At 57.1% G+C, this 17,328-nt stretch carries 14 protein-coding genes; 7 read left to right on the top strand and 7 right to left on the bottom strand.

All coding sequences use genetic code 11. The features are described 5' to 3' along the window. Window positions 1-197 precede the first annotated feature (197 nt). Together ppdK and BLU05_RS13915 are read left to right on the top strand one after the other, a co-directional pair. Window positions 198-2,861 (top strand): pyruvate, phosphate dikinase, encoded by a 2,664-nt coding sequence (gene ppdK / locus BLU05_RS13920; protein WP_091880860.1) that lies wholly within the window; start codon window positions 198-200, stop codon window positions 2,859-2,861. 126 nt (window positions 2,862-2,987) lie between these two features. After that, window positions 2,988-3,701 (top strand): polysaccharide deacetylase family protein, encoded by a 714-nt coding sequence (locus BLU05_RS13915; protein ID WP_244518360.1) that lies wholly within the window; start codon window positions 2,988-2,990, stop codon window positions 3,699-3,701. Window positions 3,702-4,327: 626 nt separating this feature from the next. Here the strand turns inward: BLU05_RS13915 and BLU05_RS13905 are convergent. Further along, a complete protein-coding gene (locus tag BLU05_RS13905; RefSeq protein WP_175540606.1) occupies window positions 4,328-5,440 on the bottom strand; it encodes a calcium:cation antiporter in 1,113 nt (370 codons plus the stop codon). A gap of 246 nt (window positions 5,441-5,686) precedes the next feature. Between BLU05_RS13905 and gnd the strand changes: the two genes are divergently transcribed. Together gnd and BLU05_RS13895 are read left to right on the top strand one after the other, a co-directional pair. After that, window positions 5,687-6,709 (top strand): phosphogluconate dehydrogenase (NAD(+)-dependent, decarboxylating), encoded by a 1,023-nt coding sequence (gene gnd, locus BLU05_RS13900; RefSeq protein WP_091880856.1) that lies wholly within the window; start codon window positions 5,687-5,689, stop codon window positions 6,707-6,709. 197 nt (window positions 6,710-6,906) lie between these two features. Then, window positions 6,907-7,902 carry an OmpA family protein gene (locus tag BLU05_RS13895; RefSeq protein WP_139210458.1) on the top strand — a complete coding sequence of 332 codons (996 nt, stop codon included), beginning with the start codon at window positions 6,907-6,909 and terminating at the stop codon, window positions 7,900-7,902. A gap of 71 nt (window positions 7,903-7,973) precedes the next feature. Here the strand turns inward: BLU05_RS13895 and BLU05_RS13890 are convergent, their stop codons facing one another. Further along, on the bottom strand, window positions 7,974-8,303 hold the full coding sequence (locus tag BLU05_RS13890; RefSeq protein ID WP_091881184.1) for a hypothetical protein: 330 nt from the start codon (window positions 8,301-8,303) through the stop codon (window positions 7,974-7,976). A gap of 307 nt (window positions 8,304-8,610) precedes the next feature. Continuing rightward, window positions 8,611-9,702, bottom strand: a complete 1,092-nt coding sequence (locus BLU05_RS13885) for a citrate synthase/methylcitrate synthase (protein ID WP_091880853.1) — start codon at window positions 9,700-9,702, stop codon at window positions 8,611-8,613. Between the two features lie 87 nt (window positions 9,703-9,789). On the opposite strand from BLU05_RS13885, the gene BLU05_RS13880 reads away from it, so the two are divergent. Next, window positions 9,790-10,938 (top strand): citrate synthase, encoded by a 1,149-nt coding sequence (locus BLU05_RS13880; protein ID WP_091880851.1) that lies wholly within the window; start codon window positions 9,790-9,792, stop codon window positions 10,936-10,938. A gap of 11 nt (window positions 10,939-10,949) precedes the next feature. Here BLU05_RS13880 and BLU05_RS13875 read toward each other — a convergent pair whose 3' ends face one another. After that, the gene (locus tag BLU05_RS13875; RefSeq protein ID WP_244518343.1) at window positions 10,950-11,408 is read right to left on the bottom strand and encodes a GNAT family N-acetyltransferase; all 459 of its coding nucleotides are present in this window, start codon (window positions 11,406-11,408) and stop codon (window positions 10,950-10,952) included. Between the two features lie 500 nt (window positions 11,409-11,908). On the opposite strand from BLU05_RS13875, the gene BLU05_RS13870 reads away from it, so the two are divergent. Continuing rightward, window positions 11,909-13,267, top strand: a complete 1,359-nt coding sequence (locus BLU05_RS13870; protein ID WP_091880848.1) for an esterase-like activity of phytase family protein — start codon at window positions 11,909-11,911, stop codon at window positions 13,265-13,267. 49 nt (window positions 13,268-13,316) lie between these two features. Here BLU05_RS13870 and BLU05_RS13865 read toward each other — a convergent pair whose 3' ends face one another. Both BLU05_RS13865 and BLU05_RS13860 read right to left on the bottom strand, forming a co-directional pair. Then, window positions 13,317-14,711, bottom strand: coding sequence for an aminotransferase (locus BLU05_RS13865; protein ID WP_091880847.1), 1,395 nt, complete (start codon window positions 14,709-14,711; stop codon window positions 13,317-13,319). A gap of 91 nt (window positions 14,712-14,802) precedes the next feature. Next, entirely contained in the window at window positions 14,803-15,144 is a 342-nt protein-coding gene (locus tag BLU05_RS13860; protein ID WP_227987085.1) for a hypothetical protein, read from the bottom strand. Between the two features lie 402 nt (window positions 15,145-15,546). Here BLU05_RS13860 and BLU05_RS13855 point away from each other — a divergent pair, with 402 nt between their 5' ends. Further along, the gene (locus BLU05_RS13855; RefSeq protein WP_244518342.1) at window positions 15,547-16,347 is read left to right on the top strand and encodes a DUF1499 domain-containing protein; all 801 of its coding nucleotides are present in this window, start codon (window positions 15,547-15,549) and stop codon (window positions 16,345-16,347) included. Here the strand turns inward: BLU05_RS13855 and BLU05_RS13850 are convergent. After that, a complete protein-coding gene (locus BLU05_RS13850) occupies window positions 16,332-17,237 on the bottom strand; it encodes an MBL fold metallo-hydrolase (RefSeq protein ID WP_091880844.1) in 906 nt (301 codons plus the stop codon). The two genes, BLU05_RS13855 and BLU05_RS13850, sit on opposite strands and share 16 nt — an antisense overlap. Window positions 17,238-17,328: the final 91 nt, after the last annotated feature.

The raw sequence follows: 17,328 nt of genomic DNA, 5'->3' as shown, positions 1-17,328 counted from the left end.
ACCCGCGAAGCAAGCCAAGGTTGCAGGCTAACCGTTTCAAGCTTGAAATGACGAAGGATTTCAAAGATTAACGCGGATTTACCCTGCTAATCGATTTGAATGCTGCGATGCAGCATTTTTCGATGGTGCTTGCCTTTTCTATCGAATAGACCTTCATCAGTGCTTTGCGGCACATGGACGGCGGCAGGGAGGCTGCAATGGTGAAGTGGGTCTACACATTCGGTGACGGCAAGGCGGAAGGCTCCGCCGGTGATCGCAATCTTCTGGGTGGCAAAGGTGCCAATCTCGCGGAGATGTGCGCGCTCGGGCTGCCGGTCCCGCCGGGGTTTACCATCACTTCGGAAGTGTGCAGCTGGTTTTATGCCAATGGCCGCCGCTATCCCGATACGCTTGAAGCTGATGTCAAAAAAGCACTTGGCCATATTGCCAAGGTGACGGGCCGCGATTTCGGCGACAAGTCAAAACCTTTGCTTGTTTCGGTGCGCTCCGGCTCGCGCGCGTCAATGCCCGGCATGATGGATACGGTGCTCAATCTCGGCCTCAATGACGAGACGGTAGAAGCCATCGCCCGCGAATCCGGTGATCCGCGTTTTGCCTATGACAGCTATCGCCGTTTCATCCAGATGTATTCCGATGTGGTCATGGGGCTTGACCATTCTGTCTTTGAGGAAATCCTTGAGGATACCAAGGCCAATCTCGGCGTCGAGATCGATACCGCGCTTACAGCCGATGACTGGAAGGGCGTTATCGACCTTTACAAGGCCAAAATCGAGGAAGAGCTGGAAGAGCCATTCCCGCAGGACCCGGAAAAGCAGCTGTGGGGTGCCATCGGCGCGGTATTTTCCAGCTGGATGAATGCCCGCGCGATCACCTATCGCCGCCTGCACAATATCCCGGAAAGCTGGGGCACGGCGGTCAGTGTTCAAGCCATGGTGTTCGGCAATATGGGCGAGCGCTCGGCAACCGGCGTTGCCTTCACGCGCAATCCGTCCACCGGCGAAAAGAAGCTCTATGGCGAGTTTCTGGTCAATGCGCAGGGCGAAGATGTGGTTGCGGGCATCAGAACGCCGCAAAACATTACCGAAGATGCGCGCATTGCAGCTGGTTCCGACAAGCCTTCACTGGAAAAGCTGATGCCGGCTGCTTTCGCCGAATTCTGCGCCGTGTCGGACCGGCTGGAAAAGCACTACACCGACATGCAGGATCTCGAATTTACCATCGAGAACGGCAAGCTGTGGATGTTGCAGACGCGCTCCGGCAAGCGCACCGCCAAGGCAGCGCTGAAAATCGCGGTTGAAATGGCCAATGAAGGCCTGATCAGTCAGGCTGAGGCGGTGCTGCGTATTGATCCGGCGTCGCTGGATCAACTTTTGCACCCGACAATCGACCCATCAGCCAAGCGCAATGTCATCGGCAGCGGCCTTCCGGCATCGCCGGGTGCGGCAACGGGTGAGATCGTGTTCTCGTCCGAGGATGCCGAACAGCTGAAATCCGAGGGCCGCAAGGCCATTCTCGTGCGCATTGAAACCAGCCCGGAAGACATTCACGGCATGCACGCCGCCGAGGCTATCCTGACCACGCGTGGCGGCATGACCAGCCATGCGGCCGTTGTGGCGCGCGGCATGGGCAAGCCCTGTGTTTCCGGTGCGGGTTCGCTTCGCGTCGACTATCGCAATGAAACGCTGCTCGCCGCCGGTGTGCTCCTGAAAAAGGGCGATATCATCACCATTGATGGCGGTATCGGACAGGTGCTCAAGGGCGCCGTGCCCATGCTGCAGCCTGAGTTTTCAGGCGACTTTGCCAAAATCATGGAATGGGCCGACCGCACACGCCGCATGAAAGTGCGCGCCAATGCCGACACGCCGACCGATGCGCGCATGGCGCGGTCGTTTGGTGCCGAGGGCATCGGCCTTTGCCGCACCGAACACATGTTCTTTGACGGCGACCGCATTCTTGCCATGCGCGAGATGATCCTGGCCGACAACGAAAAGGGCCGCCGTGCGGCGCTCGACAAGCTGCTGCCGATGCAGCGTGCTGATTTCAAGGAACTCTTTGAAATCATGAACGGCCTTCCCGTCACAATTCGACTGCTCGACCCGCCGCTGCACGAATTCCTTCCCAAGACGGATGAGGAAATTGCTGACGTTGCGGCTGTCATGAAAATAAGCCCGCAAAAACTGCGGGAGCGGACTGACAGCCTGCATGAGTTCAACCCGATGCTCGGGCATCGTGGTTGCCGCCTTGCTATTTCCTATCCGGAAATTGCCGAGATGCAGGCAAGGGCGATCTTTGAAGCGGCCATACAGGCTGCCGAAGCCACCGGTGCGCCTATCGAGCCTGAAATCATGGTGCCGCTGGTTGGCCTTCGCGCTGAACTTGATTTCGTCAAGGCACGCATTGATGCGGTTGCCGCCGATGTGATGAAGGAAGCGGATATCAAGATCAACTACCTCGTCGGTACGATGATCGAGCTGCCGCGTGCCGCTGTCCGTGCCCATTCCATTGCCGAAGTGGCTGAGTTCTTCTCCTTCGGCACCAATGACCTGACGCAGACAACCTTCGGTATCTCGCGCGACGATGCCTCATCCTATCTGATGACCTATCAGATGAAGGGCATTATCGAGCAGGACCCGTTTGTCTCCATCGATGTGGATGGCGTTGGCGAACTGGTGCGCATTGGCGTGGAAAAGGGCAGGGCAACGCGCCCGGATATCAAACTTGGCATTTGCGGCGAACATGGCGGCGATCCGGCTTCGATTCACTTCTGTGAAGAGACGGGTCTCGACTATGTGTCCTGCTCGCCGTTCCGTGTGCCGATTGCCCGTCTGGCGGCGGCGCAGGCTTCGGCGAAGAAAAAGTAGTGTTATTGGCCCTGTTCACAGGGCCAATGCCGCATTTTGGACGCGATCTGCGCGTGTAGCTGCGCGAAATCCTCATTATTGGTCAATATCGTGCGCTCAGCTTCTGCAATCATCGCTGCTCTTCTTCTGATCGCCCCTGCGGGTATCGCAACGGCCAAGGATCAGGCGTCTTTCGTCGAGCCAAAACTCTACATCGCCAAGGGCGGTGCGGTCTCTCCACAGGTGGCTTTGACGCTCGACGCCTGTTCGGGCCAGACGGACCTGCGCATCTTGAATACGCTGGTTGAAAACCATATTCCGGCAACCATCTTCGTCACCGCCCGCTGGATGCGGCGCAATGCCGAAGCGCTGGCCGTCATGAAGGCGCACCCTGATCTGTTCGAGCTTGAAAACCATGGGCTGAACCATGTCCCCGCTATCGACAACCAGCCGACCATGTTCGGGCTGAAAACGGCCGGCACCGAGGCGGGTATCCGCAGTGAGATTCAGGGCGGTGTCGATGCTATGTTGACAGCGTCGGTCGCCAAGCCGGTCTGGTATCGCGACGCGACGGCCCGTTACAGCGAAAACGGCATGCGGATCATCCACGACATGGGCTACCGCGTTGCTGGTTACTCGCTCAATGCCGATATGGGCGCTTCGCTGATGGCGGGGCAGGTGGAAAAGCGCATTTCCGCCGCCAAAGATGGTGACGTCATCATCGCCCACATCAACCAGCCCAGCCGTGTGGCCGGAGAAGGTGTTGCCAAGGGCGTGCTCGCCTTACAGAAAAAAGGCTTCCGCTTCGTGCGCCTTCAGGATGTGACGGTGTCTGCCCAGCCTGTTCATTCAGGGGTTTGAGCAATTACAGCTGATTTGGGTGTAAACTGCTGGTGACGATGTTTGTTGTTGCGGGGGTATGGTGCAGGTTCGTGGTGCGTGGTTCGACAAGCTCACCATGAGGGAGAGGGGTGATGAAGGGAGCCAGTTCTGCAACCTTCGTGATCCGTAAACTTCGTGATCCGCAATCTCTGCGATTAGCCTTGCATCATCACTCCCCCTCATGGTGAGCCTCCTGAGCCTGTCGAAGGGCGAACCAGGCGTGAAGGGTTTTGCCAAGTTTCACCCCCCTCTGTCCTGTCGGACATCTCCCCCACAAGGGGGGAGATCACATTGATATGAACGCTTTCCCACAACAGGAAAAGTTGCAGATTGTGCAAAGGCAGTACTGACAGCTGATCTCCCCCCTTGTGGGGGAGATGTCCGACAGGACAGAGGGGGGTGAATGCCGCCACTGCTGCGTGGTTCGTGGTTCGACAAGCTCACCATGAGGGAGAGTGAGGATGCAACGCTAATCGCAGAGATTGCGGATCGTGAAAGTTGCAGAACTTGCTCCCTTCATCACCCCTCTCCCTCATGGTGAGCTTGTCGAACCACGAACCACGCACCTGCACCATAACCCCGCAACAATTTTGATCGTGCTCAGATCAAGGGCTGAAGATCAGCACGAGATAAACAAAGAAAATCATCAGATGCACCGCGCCCTCAAGCACCGTTGTGCGCAGACCGGAAAAGGTCAGCGTGCTCAGGATCAGCGTCACCGCAAGCAGGGTCATCTCGGTGGACGACAGACCGAGAATTGCCGTTTGTCCAGTGAACAGGCTGATGGCGAGCACCGCAGGCACCGTGAGGCCGACGGTCGAGGTTGCCGCGCCGAGGCACAGGTTGACGGCGCGTTGCAGCTCGTTGCTTGAAACCGCGCGCAGGGCCGTAATGGCTTCCGGCGTGAAGACGATAGCGGCAATCAGCAGACCGCCAAGGGCCGTTGGCGCGCCAAAGCTTTCAATGCCGTGATCGAGCAGTGAAGCAAGGCTCTTTGATAGCAGCACAATTGGCAGAATGTTCAGGATAAGCAGCAATGTGTGGCGCCCTATCGATCCCGCCGCAGGCTTTGCGTGTGGCGCTTCCACTTCGGGTGCCGTTGCCGGTAGCACTTCATCACCCTTGGGATAGACGAAGAAGCTGCGATGCCGTCCGGTCTGCAAGACGAGGAAGATCACATAAAGCGCAATGGTGAAAATCGAGAAGAATACCGATTGGACCACGGTCAGTGAGCCATTGCTGGTTGAGGTCGTGAAGTTCGGCAGGATTAGCGGAATGACCGTCAGCGGAATGATGACGATGAGATAGGAAGCCGCACCTTGCAGGTTATAACCCTGCTGGCCATGGCGCAGCCCGCCAATCAGCAAACCCAGCCCGACCACGCCGTTGAGAACGATCATCAGCACCGCAAACATCGTATCGCGCCCGAGCGTCGGCGCATCGGAACTCAGCATGACAGCACTGATCAGCACCACTTCGATGATGACGATGGAGAGTGTCAGAACCAGTGTCCCGAGCGGCTCGCCCAGCAATTCCGCCAGTTCCTCTGCCTCATGCACCACGCCAAAGGCGGACCAGATGATGACACCGAACAACCAGACAAACAGAAGTGAAGCTTTCATCACCGAGCTTAGATCGGCCATCCAGCCATATCCGAAGACAAGAAAGGCACCCACGGTTGCCCAAGCTACGATTAGTCTGATCCATCCGGATATCATCGGTCCTCCTTCGTCTGGCTGAGGTATCAATTCATCTTGCCAAACCTATACAGGAATTTATTGGCAATATCGCGATTTTCTCATGCTTATCAACGATTTCGCCTGGTCGGCCAATGCCGAGGCTGCATAATCACGCCCTTATGACGCATCGCTTGCTTGTGTCTGCGGCCCGCTCTGCCTAACTTGCGGATGACGAGGAGCCTGCGGGTTCCCGCGATGGATTGCAAACACTCCAAGGAGAATGAAATGCAGCTTGGCATGATTGGGTTAGGGCGCATGGGCGCCAATATGGCGCAGCGCCTGATGAAGCGCGGCCACGCTCTCGTCGTCCACGATACCCGCGCCGAAAGCATGGCGGATCTGCAAAAGCAGGGCGCCACCGGAACAATTGTGCTTGAAGAGTTTGTCTCGCTGCTGGCCAAACCGCGCGCCATCTGGCTGATGCTGCCCGCTGCCGTTGTTGACAGCGTGATTGCCAAGCTCGTGCCGCTGCTCGACAAGGACGACATCATCATTGATGGCGGTAATTCCTATTATCATGACGATATCCGCCGGGCAGGTGAGCTGAAAACCAGGGGCCTGCATTATGTTGATGTGGGCACCAGTGGCGGCATTTTCGGGCTTGAGCGCGGCTATTGCCTGATGATCGGCGGCGAAAAGGATATTGTCGAACATCTGTCACCGGTTTTTGCCTCGCTGGCACCGGGTGGCAATGATCCCGCTGCTCCGGTTGTGGCTACGCCCGGCAAAAGCACGTCCGAGTTCGGCTATCTTCATTGCGGCGCCAATGGTGCCGGGCATTTCGTCAAGATGGTGCATAACGGCATCGAATATGGGCTGATGGCCGCCTATGCGGAAGGTCTCAATATCCTGCGCAATGCGGATATCGGTCTGCGCAAACACGAGGTTGACGCGGAAACCACGCCGCTGCTCCACCCCGAACATTATCAGTACAGTTTTGATCTGCCGCAGATTGCCGAAGTCTGGCGGCGGGGCAGCGTGATCAGCTCGTGGCTGCTCGATCTGACTGCTGACGCCTTGCACGATGATCCAACCCTGTCGAATTTTCAGGGCCGTGTTTCGGATTCAGGCGAAGGGCGCTGGACCGCCATTGCAGCCATTGACGAGGCGGTTCCGACCCCGGTTCTTAGCGCCGCATTGCAGGAGCGCTTCAGTTCGCGCGGCAATGCCGATTTTGCCAATAAGGTGCTTTCGGCCATGCGCAGCGAATTCGGCGGACACGTGGAAAAGCCTGCACCCAAGGGTTAGTGTTTAAAGCACCGTGCGGGCGGCCCCAAAGGCGGGCCGCTTTCGCTCGGATATACCGTCATATGCCAGTATCTACTACCTCCAACTTTTGCTTGATACGCGCCATCGGTTGAGACTTTAACCGGAGACGAATTGCATTGATCGACCTCAGATTTTTGGGCGGTGGTGCCGTGTCGCCACGTATTTTGGAGATATTCATGACATCGAAACTCTTAGGTGGAGTCTTCGGGGCCATCGCATTGATGGCGCTATCCATCTCATCCCATGCCTTTGCCGCCGATAAGGAAGGTTGCAAGGATTTTCCGGGCATCAAGCGGTTCGAGGGTTCGTCGATCGAGCTTTGCGATCATAAAAACTTTGCAGAATATACTTTGCCGACTGGCAAGTGGATCAAGAACGAAGATGACTCCGACAAGTCAGATTTTGCCAGCAAGGAAGCACTGGAAGGCCGCCTGACGCAGAATGTCTATTCCGTTCCTGCGGGACCTTCGTCAGCCGAAGTATTCCGCAATTATCTGAACGATCTGCAATCGGCAGGTTACAAGATATTGTTTCAGGCGAAGAAGGAAGAAGCCTATAATCTGGACCGCTTCTTTGAATCCCAGGGTCCCGGTGGCCAGCTTTGGGGTTACAGCGCCGATGAGGCGCGCTACGTGACTGCCGTGAAGGAAGAGGGCGGCGTTAAAACCTATATCGCACTCTACGTTATCGAATTTGAAGATGGCTATGTGCCTCAGTTCGAAGTGGTCAAAGGTCAGGTCTACGTGCGTCTCGACAGTCTTCAGGTTGGCGAACTGAAGGACCAGATGGTTCTGGTAACCGCGTCGGAGATCACCAAGGCGCTCGATACCTCGGGCAAGGTGCTGCTTTACGGCATTCACTTTGATTTCAACAAGGCATCAATCAAGCCGGAATCACGCCCGAGCCTTGATGAAATCGGTAAGTTCCTCAAGGACAAGACTGACGAAAAGCTCTCCGTGGTCGGCTACACCGACAATATCGGTGGTGCGGATTTCAACATGCAGCTGTCCAAGGCACGGGCTGACGCGGTTGTTGCGGATCTGGTCAATACCTATGGTGTTTCGCAGAGCCGCCTCAAGGCAAGCGGTGAAGGCTTGCAGTCGCCGGTTGCATCGAATGACAATGAAGATGGACGGGCGAAGAACCGCCGCGTCGAACTGCATCGGCAGTAACATACGTTCATAGCGTACACTATCGGCAAAGGCGGCTCATCCAGCCGCCTTTTTCGCGTCTGTGCCAAGTATCAGTTCGGCCGCACGCTTGCTTCGCGGTTGCAATCACCGCCGCAGGCATCAGGAGAGGCGAACTGCATGGTGAAAACCTGTCCGCCTATGCCCTGGGCGAGATCCGACGAGAAGGTCAGCGGCGTACAATCCTTGACGGCGGAGATTGCCGCATCGATGAATGATTTGCGGGCCGTTGCGTCTTTGCCCGGAAAATCAATCGCAGCCGTTGTCGGCGGGCCGATCAGCGAGCCATCGCGCTTGAAGCTGAAACGCAGTGTCACGGTTGATTTTTGTGCGCCCTGCGGTGCCGTCCAGCACGCCTGCAACGCCTTGCCGACGTCGTCCATGGTATTAAGCGGTCCGGCTATCGCATAGGGAGTGGTGAAAAGTGTTACGGCGAGTGCGAGGGATACGCGATTGAGAAGCTTTGTCATGATCCCAGTTGCTCCTTTTGAATGTCCAAAGATGGTGCACTTGAGTCCACAGACAGAATAGCACCAAAACCGCTTTCGCGGGTGCCAAAATACCGTTGCAGGAGGGGACATTATCGGGGCAATTCCCAGCATTTACTGGGTTTTCGCTATGCTCACACGAACATGTGATGGTGGGTCGCCATCTCAGGCAGTTCCCACCATCATTTTGCTTGGAAACAGGTCAGGCCGCCTTGATCGGGCGTGGTCCAACATAGAGCGATTGCGGGCGGATCAACCGGCCATGCTGGGTTTGCTCGCGCGCATGGGCAATCCAGCCGCCGACCCGGCCCATGGCAAAGACGCTGGTGAAACTTTCTCTGGGAAAGCCAAGTGTTTCCAGCAGTAGTGCCGTATAAAACTCGACATTCGTCTTGAGCGGCCGGTCCGGTTTGCGCCGCGCGAGAATACGTAAGGCCGCAGCCTCGACGCTTTCAGCCAGCTTGAAGCGGCCCGCACCGTAATTGCCCGTTCCGGCCAGCCGCCGCAGTGCCTGCATCAATGCATCGGCCCTAGGGTCGCGCACCCGGTAAATGCGGTGGCCAAAACCCATCAGCCGCTCGCCATCATCCAGTGCCTTTTCCAGCCAGCTTTCGGCATTATCAGGCGTGCCGATGGCATCCAGCATGTCGAGAACCGGCCCCGGTGCGCCGCCATGCAGCGGACCTTTGAGCGCTCCGAATGCGGCAAGCACTGAGGAAACCAGCCCCGCATGGGTGGATGCGACAACGCGGGCGGCAAAGGTCGAGGCGTTCATGCCGTGGTCGCTGACAGTCACCAGATAGGTGTCGAGAGCAGCGGCCTCCTGCGGCGATACGCTACGGCCATGCAACATGTGCAATATGTCGGCGGCATGGGTGAGCGAGCTATCAGGGGCAACCGGTGCTTGACCATTTTTCAGCCTGATGACCGCAGGTGTAAACACGGCAGGCGCCGCGATCAGGCGCAAGGCTGTGGCAAGATCATCACCGTCGGCAAACTGGGCGGTCAGGGCGCGCACAGCATCGGTAACGGGCAATTTCAGCAAAGGCATTGCAGCGTCAGGCACTGTGCGGAAAACTTCCTGCCGGGCGAGGCCAATCTGCTGGCGCAAACCATCAGCATCAAGCTTTTCATCGAAGGCATCCGACAAAAGCAGCGCCAGCAATTCCTCATAGGTCACGACGCCGGCCAACGCGTCCAGCGATTGGCCGCGAATGATCAATATGCCCCCGATACCATCAACATCCGACAGCATGGTTTCCGTGGCGACAACATCATCAAGACCGTTTTTCATGGCAAACTCCAGTTTTCGTTTCCATGGCAAGATGGTGTGCGCTATGATTGACGTCAATCTTGACGTAAATAATCAATGTGAGATCACATGGCTTGGTTGACGGCATCACAGGCATTGGCTGCTCTCGGGGTTCAGCCGCAAACCCTTTATGCCAATGTCAGCCGGGGGCGGATTCAGGCAAAACCTGATCCACAGGACCCACGCCGCAGCCTTTACAAAAGTGAGGACGTGAAGCGCCTTGCCGGACGCAAGGCAGGTCGGCGCACGGTCGCCAACGTAGCGGCCGAGGCAATCGGCTGGGGCGATCCGGTCCTGCCATCAAGCGTCTCCACCATTGTTGATGGCCGTTTATGGTATCGCGGCAAGGATGCCGCGGAACTGGCGGCAACATCGATGCTGGAGCAGGTCGCCGCCTTGCTGTGGGAGGCAGAGCGCATTTCGCTGGCTCCTCGTGCCGAGACCGTGCCGACGCCAGAGCAACCACTCGAAGCCGCCCTGATCACGCTGGCACGCCGCGCCGCAACGGATCTGCCTGCCTATGGCCGCTCCCGCGCTGTACTCGTGGTCGAAGCAACCACGATCTTCGGCGAAGTCGTTTCCGCTATGCTGGGCGCTGACAGGGCTCATGCAAGCCACGTTCACACGCGTCTCGCCCGTGTCTGGAAGGCACCGAAGGCGGAGGATTGCATCCGGCGGGCGCTGGTTCTGCTTGCCGATCATGAACTCAATGCATCGACCTTTGCCGCGCGGGTCGCTGCTTCCACCGGAGCCCCGCTGGCCGCAAGCATGCTCGCCGGTCTCGCCACGCTGACCGGACCTTTGCATGGGGAAGCCTATCTCAGCGTACAGGCGCTGGCCCGGGCGGCGCAGACCAGTGGTGCAGGTTTTGCAATCAGGGATTTGCTGGCACAGGGCCGGGCCATCCCCGCATTCGGGCATCCGCTCTATCCAAATGGTGATCTGCGCGCCAAGGCGTTGCTGGCTCAGTTCAAGCCGGGGGATGTTTATCAGGAGATTGGTGAGACGACGCAGATGTTGACGGGCGAATACCCCAATATTGATTTCGCCCTTGCGGCCATGACCGACACTTTTGACTTGCCCCCGTCAGCGCCGGTCATACTCTTCGCCATTGCCCGGTCTGTCGGCTGGATCGCCCATATTTTCGAACAGCAATCAATGAACCAGCTGATCCGCCCGCGTGCCCGTTATATCGGTCCGCCATTGACCATGTCCTGACAAGGTTCGCCCTATAGGGAAAGCTTCATGCCTTCGTGGCTGGCAACAAATCCCAGCGCTTCATAGAACCGCGCCGCATCGGGCCGGGTCTTGTCGGTGGTCAACTGCACCAGCCCGCAACCGCGCTCCCGGCAGGCTTCAATTGCCCATTCGAACAGTCGCCGCCCAAGACCGCCGCGCCGGTGGGTTTCGGCAATCCGCACGCTTTCGATCTGCCCGCGCCACATACCGGTGCGCGACAGGCCGGGAATGAAAGTGACCTGCGCACAGCCGACAACATCGTTATTTTCATCCGCAACAATCAGCAACTGGTTTGGATCATTGTCGATGGCTGCAAAGGCCGCGAGATAGCGGGCATCGACAGGATCAGAGATGACCTCACGCTGCTTGCCCAGCGGATCATCTGCCAGCAATGCGATAATCGCTGCCAGATCGGTCCTTGTGGCTTTACGGATGAGGATGTCGGTCAATTTTGGTCTCCCAAGTCTTAGATTCGGAGCAGGATACTGCCAAGATGGATTGCAAAACCAGTATGCGTTATTCGCCAAAACAACCATGAGGGGGCTGCAAAGATATCGGAAACAGAGCTGATCACCCACGTTGCAGAACGTGGCTCTCCGTCACCCACCCCACCGTCATCCTCGGGCTTGACCCGAGGACCCATGGCTAAGGAGATCAGATGAATCCGGATATACAGTGCTTTTAAGTTGTGGGTCCTCGGGTCAAGCCCGAGGATGACGGTGGGGGGGTACGGGGAATCAGGTTCTGCAGCGTGGGTGATCAGCTCTGTTTCCGATTATCTTTGCAGCCCCCTCATGGTTGTTTTATCGAACCACGAACCACGCACACTGATTTTGCGTTCAACTTTAGTCTGACGTCATCAAAACTTCACACAACAGTCAAACGGCAGAGATGCACGGCACCTAATCCTTCAGGCTCGACCCACGAACTCGAACCCTCTGGTGATCCCATGCGACCAATGCTTGCCGCTCTGCTCTGCGCTTCCGTTCTCGTTCCGGCCTCAGCCCTTGCTGCCGATCAGGAATTCAAGGCGAAACTCGTTTCTCACGCCATTCTGCCCGCCAATACGATTATCAAAGCGCCTGAAAATGCCCCTGAACATTTAAAGACTGCGGCCAAATTCACCACGGCGGACCGCAAGCGTGCGGAAGGTCTGGGCACTGTTCCGGGCAAGGATGGTGTGCGGTTGACTGGCCTCAGCCTGCCATTCGACGGTCAGGCAGTTCAAGGCTTTTCCGGCATCAAGGCTGTCGGCGATGGCACCTACTGGTCGCTATCCGATAATGGTTTCGGCACCAAGTTCAATTCCCCCGATGCCATGCTGATGTTGCATCATCTGGCATTCGACTGGGATAAAGGCACTGTCGAGCGCAAGGAAACCATCTTCCTGCGTGATCCGGACAAGAAAGTACCGTTCCCGATTGTCATGGAAGGCAGCGACACCCGGTATCTGACCGGTAGTGACCTCGATATTGAATCGATCCAGCCTGTTGCCGATGGTTTCTGGATTGGTGAAGAATTTGGTCCCTATCTCGTCAAGGTAACGCGTGATGGTAAAGTCACCGACGTCATTGCAACCAAGGTTGGTGACCGCGCTGTCCGCTCGCCTGACAATCCTGCGATCACGCTGCCAGCCAACCCGACGCTGAAAAACCCTGCCTTCAATCTCAAACGCTCCGGCGGTTTTGAAGGTCTGGCCCAATCGAAAGACGGCAAGAAGCTTTACGGTCTGCTCGAAGGCCCGCTGTTTGGCGATGATGGCGTCGTTGAAAAGGTCGATGGTCAGCCAGCCTTGCGCGTCATCGAGTTCGATATCGCGTCAAAGAACTGGACCGGCCGCAGCTGGCTTTATCCGTTGGCACAGGGCGGCGAGGCAATCGGCGACTTCAACATGATTGACGATACGACGGCGCTGGTGATCGAGCGCGACAATGGCGCGGGCACTGCCGCCAAGGCCTGTGCTGACCCAAAGACACCAAAGCCCGATTGCTTTGACGTGCCATCCAAGGTCAAGCGCATCTACAAGATCGAAATGACCGATCAGAATGTCGGCGCTGCCGTGCGCAAGATTGGCTATATCGACCTTCTGAACATTGCTGATCCTGACAAGAAGAAGCGTCAGGGCGGCGGCGAAGGCTTTTATGATATGCCGTTCGTCACCATCGAAAATGTCGATGTGGTCGATGCTACCCACATCATCGTTGGCAATGACAACAATTTGCCATTCTCCGCTGGGCGCGCTGTCGACAAAGCTGACGACAATGAATTCGTGATCCTTGAAGTCGGTGACTTTCTGAAGGCGCGCTAAAAACAATCCGGGGCGGTGAAAACCGCCCCGAATTTTTTAAGTCATTGCCTTAAACCGCGCGCAGATTGTTTTTCGAAACGTGCTCTTCCGTATCGGCCAAAGCCAGTTCGAAGCGGTTGAAGAGTTCGTTGAGTTCCGCTTCCGTGATGATCATGGGCGGGCAGAAGGCGATGGAATCGCCGATGGCCCGCAGTACCGCGCCGTGCCCTTCGAGGAAACGCGCAAGCTGCGCGCCGACGCCATGTGTCGGATCGAATGAGCGCTTGGTCGCTTTGTCAGCCACCAGCTCCACAGCACCCATCAGGCCGGAATTGCGCACTTCGCCGACCAGTGGATGGTCGATGACCTTTTTCAGCCGCGCTTCAAAGGTTGGTGTCAGGCCGCGCACATAATCGACAATGTTGCGGCGCTGATAAATCTCGATGGCCTTGACGCCAAGCGCACAACCAAGCGGATGGCCGCCATAGGTGAAGCCATGGCCGAATGTGCCAATCTGGGCGCTGTGATCCACATAGGCCTGATAGACGTCTTCAGGAACCAGCACGGCACCGAGTGGCGCATAGGCCGAGGTCAGCTGTTTGGCCGCCGAAATGGTTGTTGGTGTCATGCCCACGGCCTGACTGCCCCACCAATGGCCGGTACGGCCAAAGCCGTTGATGACCTCATCGGAAATGATCATGATATCGTGCTCGCGCAGGATCGGCTCGATGGCGGCGAAATAGCCCGAGGGCGGCACCAGCACACCGCCCGCACCCATGACAGGCTCGGCGATGAATGCGGCAATCGTTTCAGGACCTTCGCGCTCGATCATATCACGCAGCGAATCGGCAAGGCGGGAGACAAACTCCGCTTCGCTTTCGCCTTCCTGACCGAACCGGTAATAATGCGGGCAATCCGTGTGCAGGATGCCCGCGACAGGCAGGTCCCAGCCCTTGTGATTATAAGGCAGACCAGTCAGCGATGCCGCCATGATGGTCACACCATGATAGGCTTTGACGCGTGAGATGATCTTTTTCTTGTTCGGGCGACCCAGCGCATTATTGTAGTACCAGGCGAGCTTGACCTGCGTGTCATTGGCTTCCGAACCCGACGAGGTGTAAAAAACCTTGGAAATCGGAACCGGCGCGATTTCCTTGAGCTTTTCGGCAAGCTCAATAGCGGGCTCCATGCCCTTGCCACCGAAGAGGTGATAATAGGGCAGGGTACGCAGTTGCTCGGTTGCCGCCTCGATCATTTCCTCGTCGCCAAAGCCAAGACCGGCGCACCACAGGCCCGACATGCCCTCGATATATTCCTTGCCCTGCGTGTCATAGATATAGACACCCTTGCCGTGGCCCATCACCAGCGGTCCCTGCTCCTGAAGCTTGTGAAGAGGCGTATAGGGATGCAGGATCGAATCGATATCGCGCTGCTGGACATTCGAAAGGGGGCGGCTGCTCGCCATTTTTTAACTCCATCTGTGAGGGATGGCGCGAGCTTAGACACAGAGCAGGCAAAGAGCAAAGCACCTTGAAAAGAAAACGCAAAATGCGCGATTATTCCGGGCGCAGGCCCTTCATCACGGCGGCATAATCCTTGCCAAGCCGGGTGAGCAGCGTGTTTTCGTCATCCTCGGCTGAAACCGTCAGGCTGGTGCCATCATTGCCGAGCATGACATAGACGATCTGGTCGACAGCACCGTCGGATACGGAAATGGCGGCAATGCGCTGCTGGTCGCCGTCCTCAGGTGCCCGGATATTGAAAAGCACTTCGCCGCTCACCAGCGCCGCAGCCTTCTGCAATGCACCTTCGAACCCGTCGGCAACCATATCCTGTGCGCCAAGCGCCAGTTCAATTTCGACAACTTCAAGCGAAACCGCTTTGCCAGCCTCAGGCATTTTGTTCGGCCTCGTCATTTGGTTGTAAAAGCGATTTGTTACCCGCCTTCTGTTTCCTGCCCTGAATCACAAGAGTGATGATGTCAGCTATGTGACAGCCGATCTACTCATAAAGTGTAAACGGTTGAGATGGTTCGATGGGTTCGTGGTTCGACAAGCTCACCATGAGGGTTCGACAAGCTCACCATAAGGGAGAGCGGAGTGCGCAGGGAGCCAAGTTCTGCAACGTTGACGATTATCGTTGCATCCACACTCTCCCTCATGGTGAGCCTGTCGAACCACGAACCACGAACCACGCATACCTTGCAGCTTATCAATTGTACCCGGCTCGGCAGGCTTGTCTCATGGCGAATTTGCGATTAGCTGTTTGCACCAGCCACTGACCAGCAATGCCAGGACTCCATGCGACACCACATTCGACGCCGCCAATCGATTTCCGCCAAATGGTCGGTGCGGATCGCGTTCCTGTCGGCAATCCTGTTTGTCCTGTCGGCGCTCGGACACCGGTTTGAGCGGATTGAGACGCCGGAGTTTCTCTGGCTGCTCGCCATTGTTGCCGGGCTGGCGCTTCTGGCACTTCTTCTGAGCATCAAGGGTTTCACCAGCCTGTGGCGGCGTGGTGATCGGGGTGGTCCGTCGGCTTTTTGGGGCGCAGTGATCGCACTCATCGTGCTTGGCCCCTTCATCACGACGGTCTATCAGGCGATGACCTTGCCAGCGATTTATGATGTTTCCACCGATCTGACCGACCCGCCTGCTTTGTTTGCCCTTTCCGGTCAGAGGACGGATCAGATGAACCCACTGATTAATGATCCGCATAGCCGCGCATTGCAGGCCAGTGCCTACCCCGGTGTGACAGGTCGCCGTTATGAGGGGTCGCCGGATCGCATTCTGGATGCCGTGGTGTCGGTTATTGCCGATGATGGCTGGACCATCACCGAACAAAAGGGTGTGCCCGGCGACGATGAGGAAATTCTGGTTGAAATCGTGGCGCGAACCTGGCTGCTCGGCTTCACCAGCGATGTGGTGATCCGTTTGAGCGATGAAGGCGAGACCACCTATGTCGATATGCGCTCCGTTTCACGCTACGGCATTCACGACCTCGGTGAGAATGCCGACCGTATCATGCAGTTCATGACGGCGCTCGACACGCAGATCCAAAGCGCTCAGCCCGAAGAAGATACCACTCAGCCCGCCCAGTAGACACCATCGATGGACGGGTTGCCTTCCGTGTGCACCTTGCCGCGCGCCACAAGGTCTTCAAGATGGGCGAGCACCGAAAGCCCGGCAGCGCCGTGCAGACGCGGATCGGTTTCCCGGTAGATCACCTTGACCATGGCGGCAATGGTGCGGTCGCCCTGTTTGATCCGCTCCAGAACCGCGCGCTCGCGCATCTTGCGATGGGCTTTCAGGCCGCGCACAAACGTTTTTGGTTTGGTCACGGCACCGCCATGACCGGGCAGATAAACCCGGTCGTGCCGCTCCAGCAGCCGGTCGAGCGAAGCCATATAATCAGACATCGAACCATCGGGCGGCGCGACGATTGACGTGGCCCAAGCCATTACATGGTCGGCAGAAAACAGAATATCCGTTCCCACCAGCCCGAAAACCACATGGTTTGCCGTGTGGCCGGGTGTATGAATGGTTTGCAAGGCCCATCCATCACCCTCAATGACCGAATTATCCGCAGCCACGATGTCAGGCACAAAATCATAATCACCGCTGGCATCGAGCAGATTGACCTCGCCGGTATAAAGAGGACGGGCAGGGCGGTGGGGCCCTTCGGCTACCAGCTTTGCGCCGAGTTCATCTTTCAGGATCGTGGCGAGCGGCGAATGATCCCGGTGCGTATGGCTGACGAAAATATGGCTGACGGGACGTCCGCCAATCGCCCGCAGCAGGGTGGCATGATGCGCGTCGTCAATCGGACCGGGATCAATCAGTGCCAGCGTATTGCGGCCGATCAGATAGCTATTGGTGCCATAAAAGGTGAAGGGGCTCGGATTATTGACCGTGATACGCTTGATATCAGGCGCAATCTCAACCGCCTCGCCATAATGCGGCGCAAAAGAACTGTCGAAAACGAGGGACATGGGGTTATGCAGGCCTTTATGGGACTTCAGATGTATTGCGAAGCGGCGTCATCCCCAATATACCCTTTTCAACGCGTGGTGAAAGCCGATC

The sequence above is a fragment of the Phyllobacterium sp. OV277 genome (genome assembly GCF_900104355.1).
Taxonomy (GTDB): Bacteria; Pseudomonadota; Alphaproteobacteria; order Rhizobiales; family Rhizobiaceae; genus Phyllobacterium.
The sequence above is the reverse complement of the archived record's forward strand: the minus strand, read 5'-3'. Positions and strand labels throughout refer to the sequence as shown.